The following is a 19172-nucleotide window of genomic DNA, read 5'->3' as shown; positions in this document are numbered from 1 at the left end:
ATCACTATTCACTATTCACTATTCACTATTCACTATTCACTATTCACTCTCTCCTCTGCTCCTGTGCTCCTCGGTCGGTGAGCGAAGCCTGTCCTGAGCGCAGCCGAAGGGCCGAACCGCCGCTCCCTACACCCTACACCCTACACCCTACACCCTGTTGTTATTGCTTATTGGCTCTTCCGACCATCAGATTTTATGAGAAAAAAAGGAGGTTTTATGACTCATGCAGACAAAAGAGAAATAGATAAAATCAAGTGGCTGCAAAAACTTGGCACTATTTCTCTCGTGATACTTACTTTGGGGAGTTTGGGGGCGGATGCGATGCCCAAAAAACTCAATCAGGCGGAAATTAATTCTTTAGCCAAGCAAACCACCGTTTTAATTGCCCCACAGCTTCAACCCCAAGAATTAGAAGATTTATTAGCCAAAAAACCGGGGAAAACTTGGACTTTTGGATCGGGAGTGATTGTGGCGAAAGAAGGGCAAACTTATTATGTTTTGACCGTAGCCCATAATTTTGCCCAAGAACAGGTAGAAAAAAATTTGCCTTATGGCATTTTGACGAGCGATCGCCAAGTTCATGTGGTGCAGTCAATTAACGATGGACAGAATTGCACGAATAATTTTCAGGTGGATAATCGATTAGGAACCACAGCGCTGTTAAGATTTGGTTGTTATCAAAGCAAACGAAAAGTGAATGGGTATGATTTAGCCATTGTTACTTTTGAAAGTTCGCTAAACTATGCGATCGCACCCATTGGGGCAACCAAAGAACTCACCACTGGAGAATTATTGTATGTTTCCGGTTGGCCAAATATTGAAGTAGAAGCGAAATTAAATAATGATGGCAGTCCCCAATTAGATGCCCAAGGGCGAATTATTTGTCAAGACCCTTCACCCCGACGACAAAGACAACTTACCTGGAGTCCTTTGCAAGCTTTAATATCAGCTTCGTCAGCCCAAAATGGCTATAGTCTTTATTATATCGATCGCACTCGACCGGGAATGAGTGGTGGCCCTGTTTTTAACGAGTTTGGTCAAGTAGTGGGGATTCATGGACGGGGTTCAGAAAATAAACTCGTATGCGGTCAAGTTTATCAACCACCGACTAAGCAAAGGTCAAACTCTGGGATGAGTAAAAATGATGGAATTTTTGATCCCGATGGGAATTGGGATAACCCCAACCCAGACAACTCAGAAAATAATGGTTCCCCGGATGCCAATCAACAAAATTCTACCCCAAATAATCAGGGCGATCGACCATCATCTCAGCAGTCTAACCCGCCCACAAATCCGGCTAACTCTAATAATCTCCAAGCCTTCTATAGTAGCGCACAAAACATAGACTATGCTCGTCAGTTGATCGTCCAAGCTGGAGTCAGGCTTTCTTTGAATTTAGCATCCCCTTCTGTGGAGTTAATTCAGGCTGGGATTAGCGAAATTCCCCTTAATCGTAGCACTCTAGAAAGTGAGGGCAGTTTTGAAGATCCCAATGATGTGATTTCTAATATTTACAAAACTTTCTCCTTTGATATTCAAAATATGCTGAGAGACAAGCCCTCAGATGGCGGCGGAATTTTACTGGACTAATTCGATCATACTTAAGCATATTTTTTTGATTAATTAAAATCAAAAATAGCCCAGAAATTCATTAAAATATTACCGATAAGTGCCTATGTGGAGCAAACATATATGCTTTCCGTCTATTATTAGCGTTATTATTAGCGTCTTTTTAAACAGTGTATTGGCTACGCCAATCCGGGCAGAATTTTCCCTAGAAGAAATTAATTCTATTGCCCGACAAACTACCGTACTGATTGCCCCAGCACTCACCCCAACCTTACGGGAAGATTTAGAAAATAATCGCAATAATCCTTTAAATAAAGAAGGTTTTTGGAATCCTGGGTCTGGGGTGATTATCGCCAAAGAAGGGAAAAAATACTATGTTTTAACGGTCGCCCATAATTTTTTTCAAAGACATTTAGATACGGCAAAATATTGGCAAGATTCTCAGGGAAAACCCTACTACGGCATCCGCACTTGGGATGGACAAGTCCACGTGGTGCAGGAAGTGAATGATGGCAGAAATTGTCCCCTCCAAGGACAACCGGATCGGCAACATATTTTAATTAGATTTGGTTGTCGCGATCGCTTTATTCCGGGGACAGATATGGTCGATCGCACTTTAGGAGCAGATCAAGTCAAAGGCATTGATATTGCCCTGATTGTTTTTGAAAGCGATCGCGATTATCCCGTTGCCACATTAGGAGATGCCAGTCAAATCAACTCAGGGGATACTGTCTATATTTCTGGTTGGCCCGATCCCGAAAAAGAACGAGATCCCGCCACAAATCAATGTCGGGGTCGGCAGGCAAGGCGACAACGGCGGTTAGCTTGGGGGCCAGTCACCGGCAAAGTCAATCCCGATCCCACAAATTTAGGATATAGTATCTTTTACCTCGATAATACTAGGGTGGGAATGAGTGGCGGGCCAGTGTTCGATCGCCAAGGCCGAGTCATTGGCAGTCACGGACAAGGCAGCTTACTCAAAGAAAGATGTGGGGGCAGTCCCAATATTGAGTCTGCTCCAAATTCCGGTTCTCCATTGGAGTCGGAAAATAATTCGCCGTCTCAGGGAAATTTCCAGCAATTTAATCAACTAATTCAGCAGTTTAGTAGTGGCCAAAATATTAATTTTTTTCTCAATTTAATGGCGCAATCTGGCTTAAATTTACCCTTTAAACAAGAGTTGCCCTCGGAGAAAATGATTCAAACGGGAATAACTCCTCTAGAGCAAATTGCCCAGAGTAGTGGCATCTTGGAATTTGATCCCGGACAAGATGCGTTTGCGGATCCCCAAGATGTGGTGGAAGATGTCTATAAACTTTATTCTTTTACCCTAGAATCGATGCTGCGAGATGAACCGTCTGGAGGGCCGGGGAGTATTTTGTTGGATTAATTAGACCATGCAAGGCTTTCATTCGTGCAAAGCCGTTCGCGGTCGATCGCCGGTTTAGGGGGATCGATCCGTCCTGTTTGCCGTCTTCGCTATTATAAGATCGGTGAATTTTCCCAGATTTTTCCAGGATACCACGGGCTAAGTTTAGGGTTTAGCCTTGGTCGGGAATTTGGCAAGTTTTAGCCATCAACCTCATAAGGTGGCTGGGAAAAAGCACAATTACGGGAACAGTTTTGCCCAAAAAATCAGCCTATTTGTCAAAAATAATCGCTGCGCTCCCATCAACCCCCCTTTAACAATGGGAATTAACCAGGAAAATTTTCTCCCTGACCACTCTATTGCGCGATCGGCGAAAAAGCCGATGACTCATCGAGAAAAACTCAAATTTCGTTTTATAATTTTATGAAGATGCTGTTTAACAAAAATTTTTAAGTAAAAAAGTAAAAAATCAGCCTCAATGGACGCAAGAAGACCATGAACAAAAAGCCGATTCGAGTTCTGCTGGTAGAGGACTCACCCGTCGCCATCATTATCCTCAAACGTATTTTAAATTCCTCTCCAGATATCGAGGTGGTAGGAACTGCTCGAACCGGCGTTGAGGGATTAAAAATGATTCCCTTGGTTCAACCCCACGTGATTTGCACCGACTTGCATATGCCCCAGATGAATGGGTTGGAATTCACCGAACAAGTGATGTCCAATTGTCCTAAACCAATTCTGGTGATTAGTGCTTCAGTCCAACCGGAAAATAAAGAAAATGTTTTTGAATTGCTGGCGGCGGGTGCGATCGATGTATTTCCCAAGCCTCGCGCTGGCATTAATGCCGATTATGAATCCATCAAACAAGAGTTAATTACTAAAGTCCGAGTTTTGTCTGGGGTGTCAGTTTTTACTTTACGTCGCAAGCGCAATATTAGTCCCATTCAAACCCCCGCGACTCCAGTCAAACCTGTGCCAATTTCTACCGAGAATAAATCTTTTTCTCCCGAAAATAAATCTTTCCTGCCAAAGTTAATCACAACTGTCAACCCGACTGTCACCCCGACTGTCACCCCGACTGTCACCCCGACCGTCACCCCGACCGTCACCCCCACTGCCACCCCGACCAGACCAAAACAAATCTCTGTCACTCCATCGTCAAAAGACGATCGGTCTACATTTCTCACCCAACGTTACCGGATTGTGACGATTGGTGCTTCTACGGGGGGGCCGCAGGCGTTACAAACGATCCTCGGTCAGTTGCCCGCGAAATTTCCCGTGCCCGTGGTTTGTGTTCAGCATATTAGTCAAGGTTTTTTACAGGGATTAGTTGATTGGTTAGGAAGAGAATGTCATCTGCCGGTCAAAATTGCTCCTTTTGGAGAAGTTCCCCAACCGGGACATATTTATTTTTCCCCAGAAGGCAAACATTTGGAATTGGATCAATGTGGTCGATTTATTTATTCTTCAACGGAACCTTATTCTGGTCATCGTCCTTCGGTGACGGTGACGTTTAACTCCTTTGCTAAATATTATGGTCGTTCTACGGTAGGGGTTTTGTTAACCGGAATGGGTCGAGATGGGGCGGATGGAATGCTGACGATCGCCCAAGCCGGTGGGTTGACCATTGCCCAAAATGAGGAAAGTTGTGTGGTCTTTGGGATGCCAAAGGAGGCGATCGCTCTCGGTGCCGCCACCCATATTTTACCCGTGAAAGACATTTCCCCCCTGTTGGTGAATCGCTTATTTTTTAATTACTTCTAAGTTCATTTCGCCATTTTTCCGACTTTGGCTTCTGAAAATAAAATACCTGAGCGATCATGGCTGAGGGAACAATGGTGAATTCTGACCGATCCAACAGGTGGGAATCAAATCAGGGGCGATGCCCATGTTCAGGGGGCGATCGTGTCAGAATTCAAATCTCAGCGATGAGCCTCTCAGGTTAAGGTAAGCTTTGGTTGAGCGATCGGTTTTTTCCGCAAAAGTTCCTATAAAATTCGCTGAATCCCAAAGCTTCTGTCAAGACCAGCAGTGGTGAAAACCCTTGGAAAAATTAAGCTCTAAGCAATTTCTTCTAGGTCTTCTACTTGTTTCAAGTGAATATGCTTACGTCCCACAGTAATTTCAAACACATCACCGGGTTTTAGACCCATTTGTTTGGTGTAAGCAGAGCCAATCAGCAAGTTACCGTTTGACTGAACAGTAATACGATAGCTGGCTTTCCGTCCACCTCGACCATTTTCTGATTGCTGACTGTCAATATTGATGCCTTCTGCATCGATTAATGCGTTCAGGAACTTCATCATATTGACTCTTTCGAGTCCGTTTTTGGTGACTGTGTAGTAACCACAAGCCTTGGCCTTTTCTTCTTTGCTCATGTTGGCCAGCTTTTTAACTTGCTCGACCAGTGCTTTGCCAGTTAAAGGAGTTGCTTGTTGATCTGCACTCATGAATCAATATCCTTAGATGATTAAGCTGATAAAAAGTCTAACATTGATTTGTTTAATTCGTATATTTTTTTTGAAAATTTTCTTGATTAAGGTCAAAGATCGCCCTTGGTAACGACCTTGAATGGCACAAGTAATCGGTATAAATAGAATCTTTAACCCCTAAATCCCATCAATGACTGTAACTGGAACCCTTTCTGTTCCATGACATTCCCCAGGGAAGTACCCCTGGGAAAAAGAAAGTAAAGATAACCTTCGCTCCTTTACCGGGCTTAAAAAAATTAATCTAATTTAGTCCTTGGTTGTTGGGTAGGGATTCTTTGGGTAGGGATTCTTTGGGTAGGGATTCTTTGGTTGTTGGTCAGTAGGGGGGAAAAATATGCACGCCCTGATAAAACTTTACAAAAGCTGATAGCTTATAGCTGATAGCTGATAGCCGGTCGTAAGGTTCTTGGTCATAAGTCCTTTTTTTAACTTTTTATATTTATATTTTACCAGTTATATGTTATTTGTTATTTGCTATTCTTTCTTAAAACTTAATTATTGGTTATATGTTACTTGTTATTTGCTATATATGGCTGAGGGTTTTTTCTCGGTTGATGTTCCTGATTGTCAGTAATCCCTGAAAATCGATCGCGCATCGATGACAACCCCGTACAGACCAAAACCAAAAAATAACCAATACAAAAATAACATATAACATATAACTGTTATTTTACAAAAGACCATAAATAGCCAGCAATAAATAGCTAACAATAGGTTGCTGACAACAGATAATTAATAGTTTATATTTTCAGGTCGATTCGATCTGGCTCCTATGTACAAGATACCTGTGTAAAAGAGAGGCGATCGCGCAATTAATCTACAAACCCAGATTTATTGATTGGTTAATTTACTTGTAACCCCGGATCTGTCCATCGTTCCTTAAATTTTGGTTATGTTGGCTGGGTTCATGTTAATGGCTTACAGAAATTGATGCGATTGAAGCAGAGTTTGGTTAAATGTGCTTTGGTTAAATGTGCGATCGTCGGGCATCGACTCATTAGCAGAAAACAAATTTTTGGGGACATTAAAATCTAGATTAATTCTCAAAAATAAATAGGGTGGGCAAAATTTTTCCCACCCTACTCACAATTGAATACATTTGAAAAGAAGATGGAGAAATCGAACCCCTACAGTTTCCCATACTCCTGTTTTCAAGACAGGTTGCCGACCATTCAGCAGCATCTTCCATGAATCAAACCAGTGGGAATAACAGGAATCGTAGACGCTTTCGCGGCTTCTCGCAGAGTACCACCGCATCCGACGTTCGTAGCGTCAGTGCTAAATCCCGGCTTCAGAGGGAAAAAAATATAATAATGGAGAGGACGGGAGTCGAACCCGCATCGATCGCCGACAACTTTCAGGAAACGCGCTTCCTTACTACCCGTAGGCAGATGGGAACTGCCCCCACCTCGGACTATTAATTCCTTTCAGTGCCTCCGCAACCTGTTGCCCGTTTACGGTTTCAGGGAACGTCGCCAAGCAACTTTTGACCTTACTCAATAAACCCGATCGTCTTTTTAGGAGCCGCTTCTCAAGTTTTTACGGTGCCTTGCCAATTTAGGCCACCTCCCCATGATTTCCATCATAACAATCCCTCGCTTTTCTGCCTCCGGTGGTTGATGAAGAAATCAAACTTCCGGGTGTCTGACGGGAGTCTAACCGGCTAATGACTAGCTTCACAGGGTAGTGTCTCCACCATTTCGATTTCAGGCACCATAAGATAGATGGATCTGGTGGGGGTTGAACCCACCGCCTCCTGTGTGAGAGGCGATCGCCCATTGATCTACAGACTCATATTGATTAATGAATATTGACTGGTTAATTTACTATTGACGTAAGATTTCTCGCACCGCCATTAAAATTTGTCCCAGTTGATTTTTGCCAGTGCCGTCAGCACCACAGCCCCAGTAGTAATCTTTTGGGGCATTTTCTACAATTAACTGATCGCCAGTAGCGAGGAGAATTTCCCGAAGTTTGGCATGAGTTGTAAATTTTTTTAGCACTGCCCGCTGCATAATGTCATCTTTGACTTGTTCCCAATCAGTCCGTAAAGGATGAGAGCGATCACGCCCCATTGTAGCGGCAATACTGGGAGTTTTTGCTTGATTTATTTTTTCAAACCAAGGGCGATCGCTTTCTACGAACTTCTGTGCTTGGAAATAATGCTCACTGGTTGGCCACCACAAGTCATCTAACTCAAACCCATGTCGGGAAAAGTTGGAAAAACAACCATAATTAGGGTCACGAGTGCTGTAAAAGTAAATCGGCATTTTCCTAAATCCTGTTTAAAGAAAGTTGATAAATGGCGGAACTTGGTACTAAAATTATTCAAATTGAGGGATCTTCAAAAATCCACCGCCCGGATTTTTTGCCTAGGCCAAGTTAGGCACACCAATTGGTTTGATTTGTTTTTGTATGAGCGATCGCGCCATCCGTCTTAGGGGTTTAAGTAATCACCAGGTTTGAGAATATTGAGAGAAAATTCTGCCTTATGTAACTGCTAGAATTGTGATATATTAGGTAGCCTAAAAAAAATCTTTACTCAATTCACCCTTATGGTAGAGTGCTAACTGAGTAAAGATTTCTTAAACTTATATTTTATGTGTTGACTAAAGCCCTATAAGTATTAATTTATAGGAGTCAATCACCAACGGGCTAGGAGGGATTCGAACCCCCGACACCGTGGTCCGTAGCCACGTGCTCTAGTCCACTGAGCTACAAGCCCTTAACCGAAATTTATATTAACATAAATCAGAGAAATGTCAAACAATTCCGAAAACTTTTTTTTCAATTCCCCCCATGAGGACGCTGAAACACCTGCGGTGACAAGCGATCGCGCCACACAGCCCTACTCCCCCGCCTCCAACCCCACCACCAAGGAGGCATCACCCAGTCAACTGACCCATCTCGATGCCAGTGGCGCCGCCTTTATGGTTGATGTGTCGGGGAAAGCCCCCACAGAACGACAGGCGATCGCGGCTGGACAAGTGCGGATGTTGCCATCGACCTTTGCGGCTATTGAAGCGGGAAACGCCCCAAAAGGGGATGTTTTGGGTACAGCAAAGTTGGCCGGAATTATGGCTGCCAAACAGACCGCCAATTTAATCCCTCTTTGTCATCCCTTACCCTTAAAAAAAATAGAGGTGCAGATTAATCCTGACCCCGACCTTCCCGGCTATCAAATTCGGGCTGCGGTGAAAACCAAAGCGGAAACTGGCGTAGAAATGGAAGCTCTCACCAGTGTTACGGTGGCGGCGCTGACCCTGTACGATATGGCCAAAGCCTTGGATAAATCAATGCAGATTGAAGCAATTCGCCTCCTGAGTAAAAGCGGAGGCAAATCTGGGGATTATCAGCGGATGCCAGAGTGAGCCTGGATCAAACATCAGCATTAACGGGTTTGGGGGGCTGAATATTGATTTAAAACCGCTTGGGCATTGCGGACTAATTTTTCAGTTCCCTCGATCATTAATAAATAATGACCTTTTCGCAGATGATGACGATAGATTCCTGCGCTTGCACCTTCACCAAAGAAGGCTAACAAAGCGCCCAGGACAGCGCCTAGGAAACCAGTGGCGATCATTGTTGCCGGAATTATTAGGATTAAGGTGGCATCCAAGGGCCAGCCTAAAGACAAATAGCAGATCAGGAAGAGGACGAAACCGATCACTGTCCCGACCACAGAGGCGATCGCGCCGAACCGACGAGCGCAACGCCGGGCAATTTGCATCGGTTCGACCAGTCCCACACTGTCAGGACTGCTATAACCTTGGCCAACGATCGCCAAATGTTCTGGGGAAATGCCATGATATTGTAGAAGTCGATAAGCTCCGAAGGCGGAAGCTTCGTCAGGAAGCGCAACGATCGCTAAACAGGAGTTGCGTTTAGAACTTGCTTTTCTTAAAAATCGCAGGGCGGTCATGTTCAATATTGTTTAGGGAAAAGTTTTTAGGGCATTGGGGAATTTTAAGTATCTTTTTGCATTCTAACGCTCTTGTCTAGATTATTTGCCAGTTTTTATCTTCCTTTAACCAAAGCGATCGCCAAAGCGATCGGCGATCTATCGTGACTGGGGTTGTGGACAGAGGTTCTCCGGTTGGGATTAAATTCCCATGCAAAACTCAGATTCTCGAAAAATCATCAGGGAAATAAAACGGTACAATAAGTCTGAAAGAATTTTGATGAAGGTAAACTATGCCACCGCGTTGGCCTCGCAAACCAGACCGAAAAAACGACCCAGAATACCGTCGCTTAGATGACCGGATGAACTTTGCCGTCCATGTGGGAATATTTGCTGCCAGTAATTCTGGTTTATGGTTTTTCCTCAACTTACAACGCTTACAGTTTTCTTGGACTGTTTGGTTCACCGGCTTATGGCTATTGATTATCTTAGCCCATGCCCTTTATATTTTTGCGATCGCTGATTATTCCGAGAATGAATTCACCCAAAGATAGATTCTCAGCCGCCAAATACTAACAGATAGGAATCAGCTTATGGCTAATATCAGTCACACCCAAGAAATCGAAGAACTAGCCGCAGAAATTGGTCAAAACATCTATATGGACATTGCTAAATGGCATTTGCGTTTAGATGATGCCCATTTGCACAAAACTCTGGCGGAACAGCTTTATCCCCTGCTGACGGAAAATACTCTCACCGAAGCCCGCGTGCGAGACATTCTGGCCGGTATTTCCATTAAGTTAGGTGGGGGACGGCGGGAACTGCCGTTAATTGATTTATTGCCCCGGCAATGTGAAACGGATTTGATGAATATTCTCGAAGAATTTCAGCGGCAAATGTAATTATTAGTTATTGGTTATTGGTTATTGGTTGTTTGGTAAATTCACTAGCAATCAATAATCAATAATCGATTGGCTAATGCTTTAGCTAATAGCAATGCTGGGTATTTAGGTGTCGAGGTAAACGATCAATTTTGCTATTATCTGTGCTGACATTATTCGTTAAAAATATGTTACTTTCTTCTCCGATTGGATATTATTTATGCTATTATATAAGAAGCAGAATGCTAGGTACATTACTGGTAAATGGAATAAAACCATGATAAAATATTATTTACAAATAACAATATATCCATGAAATATGGCAAAATTACCTAATCATATTTTAGAAATAATCTTTGATCTGCTAAAACAATTGTCAAAACTGGTTGATGAGGCTACAGCTACAGAATATTTACTGTTTGAACGTTTCGGAGAAACCGATGAAACAATTAATTCTTTAGATGAATTGAAAGGTGTGGCTTTAGATGCGAGTTCTCGCTACGCTCAACTTTCTACATTAAGACTCAGGATAGCCGAGGCTCAACCTGGTTTATCAAACGATATGCTAAACTTGCTAGAAAAGACTATTACTCAAAATCAACTGAAAATTCCGGCGCTGGAACGTAGTATTGAAGAAATTAAAATCGAGTGGAGTTTATTATGAGCGAAAAAAAATCTATTCCTAATGAAGAAACTAGAAAAAGATTAGTCAGTAATTTAAGGAAAAATCGGGTAGAACTACAAGAATTCGGATTTCAATTAGAAGAATTATTAGCTCAAATGGAAAAAGAAGTTAGAGAACAGAAATTAAAAAGATTAGAGATGACTAAACAAAACTTACTATTTTAAATATTGTCTATATTTAAAATAATTAGGTTATTATGGCAAAAAAAATGATTCCAAAACGAAAAGATAGAAAATTTAACAAAAAGCTCAATTTAAGGGGATACTCTATCTAAAAAATCAAGGATTCGAGAATATCCGTTTAAACAGCCTAGTTTAATGTCTGAATTACAAAAAATTTCCATTGATGCTCCTGAAGATTTCTCGGTTCAAGTGGCGATGAAATTAGGGAGAGATGTCAGTGAAGACTAAAATTTTTGTTGATACGCTGTTTATTGTTGCTTTAATTAATAAACGAGATCAATATCACCAAGCGGCCTTAGCGTTTGCTAAACAACTTGAAAGTTATCCTTTGATTACAACTGATGTAATTTTTTTAGAAGTTGGTAATACTTTATCAAGTAACTATAAAAATGAAGCGGTTGAATTAATGGAAAAATTTTTAGCGTCTGATGATGTGGAAGTTGTCCGGCTAACTCCTGATTTATTGGAACAATCATTAACTTTATACAAAAAACATCAAGATAAATCTTGGGGTTTAGTTGACTGTGTTTCTTTCGTGGTAATGAAACACAGTCAAGTAACACAAGCATTAACATTTGATAAACATTTTGTTCAGGCTGGCTTTCAAGCATTAATGAGGTAAGCGTTTTACTCAAATAATATTGAAAATCAATTTTTATATTTTATATTTTCGAGTTTTTCTTTCTATTACAAGGTGTACATAATAATTGCATATTACTTTTATCTAAAGCAAGTTCTGGAAATTTAGTAATAGGTAACTTATGATCTATTTCAAAATATTCAATAGGTAATTCATTTTTCAATCCACAGTCTGGATTAGCACATATATGTCTTTGATTTTCATATAATTCAATTTTTGTTTTCTTTCCTTCATCACTATCTCTCCAATTGTTAAAATTTCGTCTAGCATCTGTAACTGGTTCATACTTTGATTCTATAATTTTTTGATCATTTTTTAGACTTTGCAAAGATTTATCTGTTTTTTCTATCGCATCCTGTAAATTGGCAATTATAAAGTTTAAATCATCCATGATTATATCTCCTGGTTATATTTATGAAGTATTTCTAAACGATCTGCTTTTAATCTGGCTAATGATTTATCTGTTTCAGACATGGCATTAATTAATTTTGCTGCTGCTTTCTGGATATCTTTATTAGACGATTCTTCAAAATGAATCTCCACTTTATTACCTAACATTTGTTGTAAAGTTTCGATCAATTTCTTGATAGATTCCTGACTATCTGCCTTAAGATTAGGTTTTTTAATGTAGTTATATGCTGATGCAATTATTTCCCGACACGAATAAACATTAGCATTTCCACTCTTTTCTATGGGTTCTAGTTCTTTAGTCAGAATTATAGCATGATATTCTGATAATCCATAGGCGGTTAATTGCTTACGAGTTAAGTTCCAATCAGATTTTTGATGCTTAGGCTGCATTATCTTCACTCAATATCTTTTCAATCAGAGGATTACTAAAGCCCCATTCTTCTTTAGCTTTACTATAAACACCTGAAAGCAGTTTTCTCCAAAATTCTCTCTCTTTGCTAAGATCATTCTGATAATCTTCTATCTTAGCGGCATGATCTAATTCGATTTTCTTGATTTGCTTATTCTTTTTTGTGACTTCACTTTTCTGACTTGCTTGAAGACGTTGACGCTGTTTTAATTCAGAACCAGCAAACTCTGTTAAAGCAATATAAAAATCCTTTTTACTGATATCTCCTGTAAAATTACTAAAAGCTCTTTCTGCGTCAGCTTTTGTCCATCCTGTTTGGCGAGCCAATTCAATTGCTTCTTTTTTAGTCATAATATTTTTTTCATAATGACCGATCAAGGATCCACTGTATTGACGGTGAAAATGCTACATTTTTAATGTAACTGCGAAAGCGGAAGCTAGGCGATCTAGCTAAATCGATTACTTCGCTTGAATACTGGGCATAGATATTTTGAGGTAGCATCTCACTTTGGCAACAAGTATGACCATGTTGTTACAAGGATCATTGTACCATCATATTGGTTCTTTGACTTACAGTCAATGTAAATATCTATAGTGCGATTCGATTACGCGGGCGCGACCTGAAAAGGTCACTTGAAACGGAACCTCGAGTTCCCAAGGGTTTTCCACTCCTAAAAAGCTCCCCAGTAGGAGTCTGGGAATAACTAGCGCAGCTAGGAGCAGATTGCTGTGAAAGTAGCACGCTCCGTTCTGAATGGGCGGTGGGGGCTTCACAGCCCCCACCGCCCCCTTTCTTCAATAGTCCGCACAGTTGAGGGACAACCGTCTAAAACTCTCACTCTACCGTTAGCAATCAGATCGCCTCACCACCTCCCGATATTTTCTCGGCAATCTGATCCGTCTGTTAACGGTCAACCAACAACGGTCAACCGTCAACAAACAACAATCAACAATCTATCAGCAAACTGGTAGCAGTGAAAGAGGCGATCGCCTCTGGATTCAATCAAAGCGGAATCGCGCCCCAATAAACTCATCAATTCACTATCTGAGAAGTTCCCTATATCTGAGAAATTATCAGACAGGGTTTGACTCACTCTTTTCCCCAAGGGGCAACAAAAGGGGCAAGAAAATCAGATCGAGATGATGTGTTTGATAAGTGCCAAAATCTTGAATTAACTGGTCTATATTTTGCTCGTAAGCAATTACCTGGCCTTGGCGATCGATTAAATTGATGGTATAGTCAAGATTGGTAAAAAATTCTAGAAATTCTGGCGGTTCAATTTTGCCGAAAAATTTTAAGTTAGACGGGGCAAATTCAGCAAAAATAATCGGTCGATTCTTTTTTAATAGGTTGACCATTCCCTTGAGGGCAAAGGGTTCATACCCTTCAATATCAATTTTGACAATATCTATTTGAATATCTGGTAAAAAATCATCTAAACTAACTGCTGGTATTTCTTCATAATAAGGATTCTCTCCATGAACATAAGCCCGTAACTCTTGGGCGTTATTGCCGGTGAACCTAGCCCCATAATTTGCCCCGTTTCCTAAGTCTGAAATCACGATATTTTTATTTTGGTCACTGACAGCTAAACCATAAGATTGAATCTGATTCTGAAACTGATTATAAAGAATGCTGGTGGTGAATAAATGAAAGTTTTTTTCATCTGGTTCAAAACTATATATTTTAGCATGAGGACACTGACTGGCTACCAACAAACTATAATATCCTAAGTTAGCCCCAATATCTAAAAAATGCAGGTCTGGCTTAAAATATTTAATCAATACTTTAGTCACTGATTGTTCATATTCTCCCTTGACTAATATTGGCCGACTAATGGCATTGTCTCCTAAACTGAGAAGCATGGAAAAATTATATTTATTTAATTTATAGATTACTCGTTCTTCGTTGGTTAAACACCGAAAAATAAATCGGGGAAATTTTTGATAAACTAAATTTTTAAAATAGGTGACAAATTTCATATATAATTGACCTCTCCGCTCTAGGATATGATGAAAATAAACGAAAATTAACTATAGATGGTAAAATGGGGTCAAAATATAAAATTTTTGTTAATATTTTTGACATATTTTACGAAAAAAATCACTGCTACTTCTACCAATCAAAATCCCTGGGAATTTTGAATCGATCGCGGTAGATAGAATGATCCAGAATATTTTAGGAACTTGTTTGATTTCCCGGTAACGGTGAATTGATTGTAGGAGAATTAGAGTTTGACGAAGCATAAGATGTCGGATTTGAGGACGTACTGCCGCCCCCCTGTATCCCCCCATTCATGGTTCCCGGTGTCCCAGGAATCGGCAAGTCAGGATTTAATAACTGCATAGTGTCTGATTCCATCAATCGATTGATGCTTTCGGTTAAAGCTTTGGGATCCATAAAAATAATTTTACTATTGGGACTTTTACTAATTTCTTGAGAAGCTTGGACATATTTTTGAGCAATTAAAAACTTTAGAATCTCGTTCATATTGGGGGGAGTTTTCCCTTGACTCTGTAAAGTTTGAATGATTAAATTCATGGATTCCGCCAATCCTTCGGCTTCCGCAATACTGGCGCGTTTTCTAATTTCGGCGGCGCGTTCTAACTCCATTGACTCGATTAATCTTTGGGGTAAATTGAGGTGTTGTACCTCGACGCGGAGAATTTTAACTCCCCAATTAGAGGTCACCTGATCCAAGGTTGGTAATAGAGTTCTATTTAAATCAGTGGTGGCGGAAAATGTTTGCTCTAGCTTCATTTTTCCTACCTCCGATCGCAATGTCGTATTTACGAGATTTTCGATCGCTAACTCTAGATTATTAATGGCATAGTAAGCTTTTTCTAAATCAAAAATCCGCCAATAAACAATCGCATCCACTTCAATGGAAACACTATCTTTGGTAATTGCTTTTTGTGCTGCCACATCCAAAACTTGTTCTCGGAGAGTATCCTCTAGCACCACAGAGTCTAATAAAGGGACAATAAAATTGATCCCTGGTTTTAACTTGCGATTAAATCGGCCAAACCGTTCTACTAAAGCTTCGTTGCCTTCATTGACGACTTTAATCGACGTGGCAATATAAGCGCCTAGTAATACCAAGGCAAAAGGAACAAATAAAATCAGAAAAGTGTTCACGATATTTGTGCTCCTATTTAGCGAATTCTTTGTTCGTTGGTTGTTGCTTGTTGTTCGTTGTTGGTTGTTTGTTATTAGGATTATATCTCCTCCACCAAATAACAAGCAACAAATAACAAGCAACAAGCAAGAAGCAACAAATAACAAATAACAAACAACAACCAACAAACAACAAACAACAATTAATGCAATTCAATGGGGATTTGCACTTCACTCCGCTTCAAAGCTTCGGGAGTCATCGGCGAATTATAAAGAAAGCGTCGGGGTTCTCCCACAATTTTATACTCAGAATGTTGACTTAACCAATCGAGTAATGCTTGTAAATGAGTTTGGTAACTCTCCCAAGTATAAGCCCCGGCAATGCCAATGCTGACTACGGTCATCGCGGGGTAATCGGTGACTTTCACATTGGGCGCGATCGCCCTTGGGGTAATCGTTGGATCTGCATAAAGAAATGAAACTTCCGCATGACTGTGGGAATCACTGTAGGCGTCAATTTGTATCCCTGAATCACCATAGTAACGCACTTCCACCGGAGTAGTCATAGCAATATTGTTACTACTGATATGCTGATATAAGGGATTAAAAGCCACTTGACTGGCTTGTTGAACCGCACCAGTGTGAGTATAGGTGACAGCGCGATATTCAGGATATTGTTTAACTGAAATCACCTGAACCTCTGTGGGTGGGGGAAATCCGACGGGTAATGGCATAATGAGAAAATAAAAAGATTGATCAAGGGAATAAGATTTACTGAGTAATTTAGGCAACCGACAACCGGCAACCGGCAACCGACAACCGGCGATAGCCCAAGAAATAATACACAATGCTGAATTAATGCCAGCTAGGGAAAAGGCTTTATGGCCACAGGAGAGAAATTAACGAAATTACCTTTATATGGTTTAAGGAATGTTCGGATAATTTGGTTAGTTCATTTGGGTTAGGAATAAATTAATTGAATAGTAAAAATTAGCAAATGATATATAATTACATCACTTAGGAATCTTGTCATTTTCTGGGTTTAATCGGGTAAATTGGTGGGCAATGCCCACCCTACATCTAGAACTACATCTAGAACCGAATTAGCATTTGACGAGTTATGAGAATATTCTGATATAATATTTAATAATTTACAATAGTTTCTAGATTATTTCTCCCAATTCTGTGCCAGAAAACTTTAGACTCATTATTGACCTTGTAACCGTTTTAGCGGTGGCCGCTGCCGGGGGACTGTTGGCGTCTGCGCTGCGTCAACCACCATTATTAGGATATCTCCTAGGGGGGATGATCGTTGGGCCGGCAAGTCTGGGATGGATTAAAGAATTTATTCAAGTGGAAACCTTGGCTCAATTTGGTGTGGCGTTGCTACTGTTTGCTTTGGGAGTTGAGTTTTCCTTTGCCGAACTGCGGAAGGTAAAAGCGATCGCCCTCGGTGGAGGTAGCTTACAAATTGGCTTAACCATTGCCGTCACCACTTTGATTTCCTTGAGCTTAGGCTGGGTACTCGAACCAGCCCAGGGGGTATTCCTGGGAGCCATTCTGTCCCTGTCTTCCACAGCGGTGGTACTCAAGTGCTTGATCGAACGCAATGAGACGGAAACCCCCCACGGTCAAGTCATGCTGGGGATTTTAGTCGTCCAAGACCTTGCCTTGGGTTTCATGTTGGCGGTATTACCGGCTTTGGACGAACCGGCAGAAGCCATTGGTATGGCGCTGCTTAACGCTTTACTGAGAATTGCCCTGTTTGCGGGGGGGGCGGTACTGGCGGGCATTTTTGTGGTGCCCCGTTTGTTGCGCTTACTGGCTAAAACCGAAAGTCGCGAATTATTTTTGCTCGGTGTGGTGGTTTTGTGTTTGGGCATTGCCCTGTTGACGGAACATCTGGGATTTTCCATCGAAATGGGGGCTTTTGTGGCTGGGTTGATGATTTCCGAGGTGGAATACGCGGATCAAACCCTAACTTATGTTGAACCCCTGCGAGATATTTTTGCCGCCCTCTTCTTTGTCTCCGTGGGAATGCTGATCGATCCGATCTTCCTGTGGAACCATCTGGAATTGATTTTAGGATTGGTGGCTTTGGTGTTGGTGGGTAAATTTTTGATTACCACCCCGTTAGTGATGATATTTGGTTATTCCCTGAGAACGGCGTTGTTAGTGGGTTTGGGATTAGCCCAAATTGGGGAATTTTCTTTTGTGCTGACAGCGCGGGCTTTGGGGTTGGGGCTGGTTTCCCGTCCGGTGTATTTGTTTATTTTAGGGACAACCGCTGTCACCTTGATGGTGACGCCTTTGTTGTTAAAGTTAATGCCCAAACTCCTGGACTGGGCCGAAACAGTCCCCTGGTTCATGCCCTATTTTGACCAAACCGGGACAATTTTGGGGCGATCGGAGGATCTGCCCGGAGAAAATCACGTGGTGGTTTGTGGCTATGGGCGCGTGGGTCGTAAGGTGGTGCAGTTGTTGCAAGCCCACAATTATCCCGTGGTGGTGATTGATTTGTCGGAAGCGGCGATTCAAGAGTTACGCAGCGATAGTACACCGCACCGCGAGAGCGATAGTGCATCCGCACCGCTTCGCGATCGCATTCCTTATATTTATGGCAATGCCGCGAGTTTGCACGTGCTGGAGTCAGCGGGAGTCCGTCATGCTAAGGCAATGGCGATCGCCCTGCCGGATTCCATGAGTACCAGGCTATGTCTGAAGCGTTCCCTAGAATTATCCCCCGACTTGGATATCGTCGTCCAAGCCAACCAAGAAGAAGATATCGAACTCCTCTATCAACTCGGTGCCCGTGAGGTTGTCCAGTCAGAATTTGAAGTCAGCCTGGAATTATCCACCCATTTATTGCTGACCGTGGGATTTTCTCTCAGTGGCATTCAACGAGAAATCGGCAAAATTCGCAGCCATCATTACGAAGGCTTACGCTCATCCCTAACTGCCTCGGAAGTTTCCCGACAGCTTAAAGCTGCCACCCAAGACATGAATCCCAAATGGCTGGATTTGCCGGAAGCGTCGCCATTAGTCGGGATGACTTTGACAGAGGTGGATTTGCGCCGCCTGACTGGAGTCAGTTTGATGGCCATTCGGCGGTCATCGAGGGAAGAAATCGACTATCCCAATGGGGAGACGCTTCTGTTAGAGGGCGATCGCCTCTTATTAATCGGAACACCGGCAGAAATCAGTACCTTTAGTCAACTGGCATCGGGAGAAATTGCCGTCGAGAGCGAAAGCCGGTGTTGCCAATGGTTAAGAGTGCCACTAGGCAGTCCGATGGCAGGGGAAACTCTAGCCAATCTGGATCTGCGGCGAAAATACCAGATCCAAGTATTTGCCATTCGCCGCGAGGGGCATTTCATCCAATTTCCTCACGGCGATATGACAATTCAAGCAGGGGATCTGCTATTTCTGCGTGGACGATTAGCCGATCTGAAGCAAATTCAGCTTTCACTATTGTCCCGGTATTGATAGCCACTGAAAATCCTTTAGTGATGGTG

At 41.9% G+C, this 19172-nt stretch carries 19 protein-coding genes and 3 tRNA genes; 10 read left to right on the top strand and 12 right to left on the bottom strand.

Going from position 1 to position 19172, the window contains the following annotated elements; translation table 11 throughout:
- Positions 1–216 precede the first annotated feature (216 nt).
- From ABWT76_RS06275 to cheB, 3 genes are all read left to right on the top strand, one after another.
- Complete coding sequence (locus tag ABWT76_RS06275) at positions 217–1590, top strand: serine protease (RefSeq protein ID WP_354635810.1); 1374 nt, start codon at positions 217–219, stop codon at positions 1588–1590.
- A 154-nt stretch (positions 1591–1744) separates the two neighbouring features.
- A complete protein-coding gene (locus tag ABWT76_RS06270; RefSeq protein ID WP_231636869.1) occupies positions 1745–2959 on the top strand; it encodes a serine protease in 1215 nt (404 codons plus the stop codon).
- A 474-nt stretch (positions 2960–3433) separates the two neighbouring features.
- A complete protein-coding gene (gene cheB, locus ABWT76_RS06265; RefSeq protein WP_054468210.1) occupies positions 3434–4702 on the top strand; it encodes a chemotaxis-specific protein-glutamate methyltransferase CheB in 1269 nt (422 codons plus the stop codon).
- A gap of 296 nt (positions 4703–4998) precedes the next feature.
- On the opposite strand, the gene ABWT76_RS06260 is transcribed toward cheB, so the two are convergent.
- From ABWT76_RS06260 to ABWT76_RS06240, 5 genes are all read right to left on the bottom strand, one after another.
- Positions 4999–5388: an AbrB family transcriptional regulator gene (locus ABWT76_RS06260; protein ID WP_054468208.1), complete on the bottom strand. Its 390-nt coding sequence runs from the start codon at positions 5386–5388 to the stop codon at positions 4999–5001.
- A gap of 1147 nt (positions 5389–6535) precedes the next feature.
- Positions 6536–6616 (bottom strand) — tRNA-Ser (locus ABWT76_RS06255).
- A 539-nt stretch (positions 6617–7155) separates the two neighbouring features.
- A tRNA-Val gene (locus ABWT76_RS06250) sits at positions 7156–7223 on the bottom strand.
- A 33-nt stretch (positions 7224–7256) separates the two neighbouring features.
- Positions 7257–7700 carry an NADAR family protein gene (locus tag ABWT76_RS06245; RefSeq protein WP_054469666.1) on the bottom strand — a complete coding sequence of 148 codons (444 nt, stop codon included), beginning with the start codon at positions 7698–7700 and terminating at the stop codon, positions 7257–7259.
- Between the two features lie 381 nt (positions 7701–8081).
- Positions 8082–8155, bottom strand: a tRNA-Arg gene (locus ABWT76_RS06240).
- A gap of 34 nt (positions 8156–8189) precedes the next feature.
- On the opposite strand from ABWT76_RS06240, the gene moaC reads away from it, so the two are divergent.
- Positions 8190–8801, top strand: a complete 612-nt coding sequence (gene moaC / locus ABWT76_RS06235; RefSeq protein WP_190877851.1) for a cyclic pyranopterin monophosphate synthase MoaC — start codon at positions 8190–8192, stop codon at positions 8799–8801.
- Positions 8802–8821: 20 nt separating this feature from the next.
- On the opposite strand, the gene ABWT76_RS06230 is transcribed toward moaC, so the two are convergent.
- A complete protein-coding gene (locus ABWT76_RS06230) occupies positions 8822–9352 on the bottom strand; it encodes a magnesium transporter (RefSeq protein ID WP_054469667.1) in 531 nt (176 codons plus the stop codon).
- A gap of 272 nt (positions 9353–9624) precedes the next feature.
- On the opposite strand from ABWT76_RS06230, the gene ABWT76_RS06225 reads away from it, so the two are divergent.
- The 5 genes from ABWT76_RS06225 (at position 9625) to ABWT76_RS06205 (ending at position 11701) form a co-directional block, all read left to right on the top strand.
- Positions 9625–9885 carry a 2TM domain-containing protein gene (locus tag ABWT76_RS06225; protein ID WP_054469668.1) on the top strand — a complete coding sequence of 87 codons (261 nt, stop codon included), beginning with the start codon at positions 9625–9627 and terminating at the stop codon, positions 9883–9885.
- A 39-nt stretch (positions 9886–9924) separates the two neighbouring features.
- Positions 9925–10233, top strand: a complete 309-nt coding sequence (locus ABWT76_RS06220) for a DUF3181 family protein (protein WP_054469669.1) — start codon at positions 9925–9927, stop codon at positions 10231–10233.
- A 298-nt stretch (positions 10234–10531) separates the two neighbouring features.
- Positions 10532–10876: a hypothetical protein gene (locus ABWT76_RS06215; RefSeq protein ID WP_054469670.1), complete on the top strand. Its 345-nt coding sequence runs from the start codon at positions 10532–10534 to the stop codon at positions 10874–10876.
- Entirely contained in the window at positions 10873–11061 is a 189-nt protein-coding gene (locus tag ABWT76_RS06210; RefSeq protein WP_054469671.1) for a hypothetical protein, read from the top strand. The genes ABWT76_RS06215 and ABWT76_RS06210 overlap by 4 nt, the downstream gene beginning before the upstream one ends.
- Positions 11062–11296: 235 nt before the next feature.
- A complete protein-coding gene (locus ABWT76_RS06205) occupies positions 11297–11701 on the top strand; it encodes a type II toxin-antitoxin system VapC family toxin (RefSeq protein ID WP_054469688.1) in 405 nt (134 codons plus the stop codon).
- Positions 11702–11741: 40 nt separating this feature from the next.
- On the opposite strand, the gene ABWT76_RS06200 is transcribed toward ABWT76_RS06205, so the two are convergent.
- The 6 genes from ABWT76_RS06200 to ABWT76_RS06175 form a co-directional block, all read right to left on the bottom strand.
- A complete protein-coding gene (locus ABWT76_RS06200) occupies positions 11742–12110 on the bottom strand; it encodes an HNH endonuclease (RefSeq protein WP_054469672.1) in 369 nt (122 codons plus the stop codon).
- A gap of 2 nt (positions 12111–12112) precedes the next feature.
- Positions 12113–12520, bottom strand: a complete 408-nt coding sequence (locus tag ABWT76_RS06195) for a hypothetical protein (RefSeq protein ID WP_054469673.1) — start codon at positions 12518–12520, stop codon at positions 12113–12115.
- Positions 12510–12890, bottom strand: coding sequence for a hypothetical protein (locus ABWT76_RS06190; RefSeq protein ID WP_054469674.1), 381 nt, complete (start codon positions 12888–12890; stop codon positions 12510–12512). The genes ABWT76_RS06195 and ABWT76_RS06190 overlap by 11 nt, the downstream gene beginning before the upstream one ends.
- Before the next feature lie 723 nt (positions 12891–13613).
- Positions 13614–14522, bottom strand: coding sequence for an FkbM family methyltransferase (locus ABWT76_RS06185; RefSeq protein WP_354635809.1), 909 nt, complete (start codon positions 14520–14522; stop codon positions 13614–13616).
- A 196-nt stretch (positions 14523–14718) separates the two neighbouring features.
- Positions 14719–15678, bottom strand: a complete 960-nt coding sequence (locus ABWT76_RS06180) for an SPFH domain-containing protein (protein ID WP_072160919.1) — start codon at positions 15676–15678, stop codon at positions 14719–14721.
- 182 nt (positions 15679–15860) lie between these two features.
- A complete protein-coding gene (locus ABWT76_RS06175) occupies positions 15861–16391 on the bottom strand; it encodes a heme-binding protein (RefSeq protein ID WP_354636387.1) in 531 nt (176 codons plus the stop codon).
- A 451-nt stretch (positions 16392–16842) separates the two neighbouring features.
- On the opposite strand from ABWT76_RS06175, the gene ABWT76_RS06170 reads away from it, so the two are divergent.
- Positions 16843–19143 (top strand): cation:proton antiporter, encoded by a 2301-nt coding sequence (locus tag ABWT76_RS06170; protein WP_054469680.1) that lies wholly within the window; start codon positions 16843–16845, stop codon positions 19141–19143.
- Positions 19144–19172 lie beyond the last annotated feature (29 nt).

Origin of the sequence: Planktothricoides raciborskii GIHE-MW2 (assembly GCF_040564635.1) — a bacterium.
Classification (GTDB): Bacteria; Cyanobacteriota; Cyanobacteriia; order Cyanobacteriales; family Laspinemataceae; genus Planktothricoides; species Planktothricoides raciborskii.
Note: the sequence above shows the minus strand (reverse complement) of the source record. Positions and strands in the feature narration are given on the sequence as shown.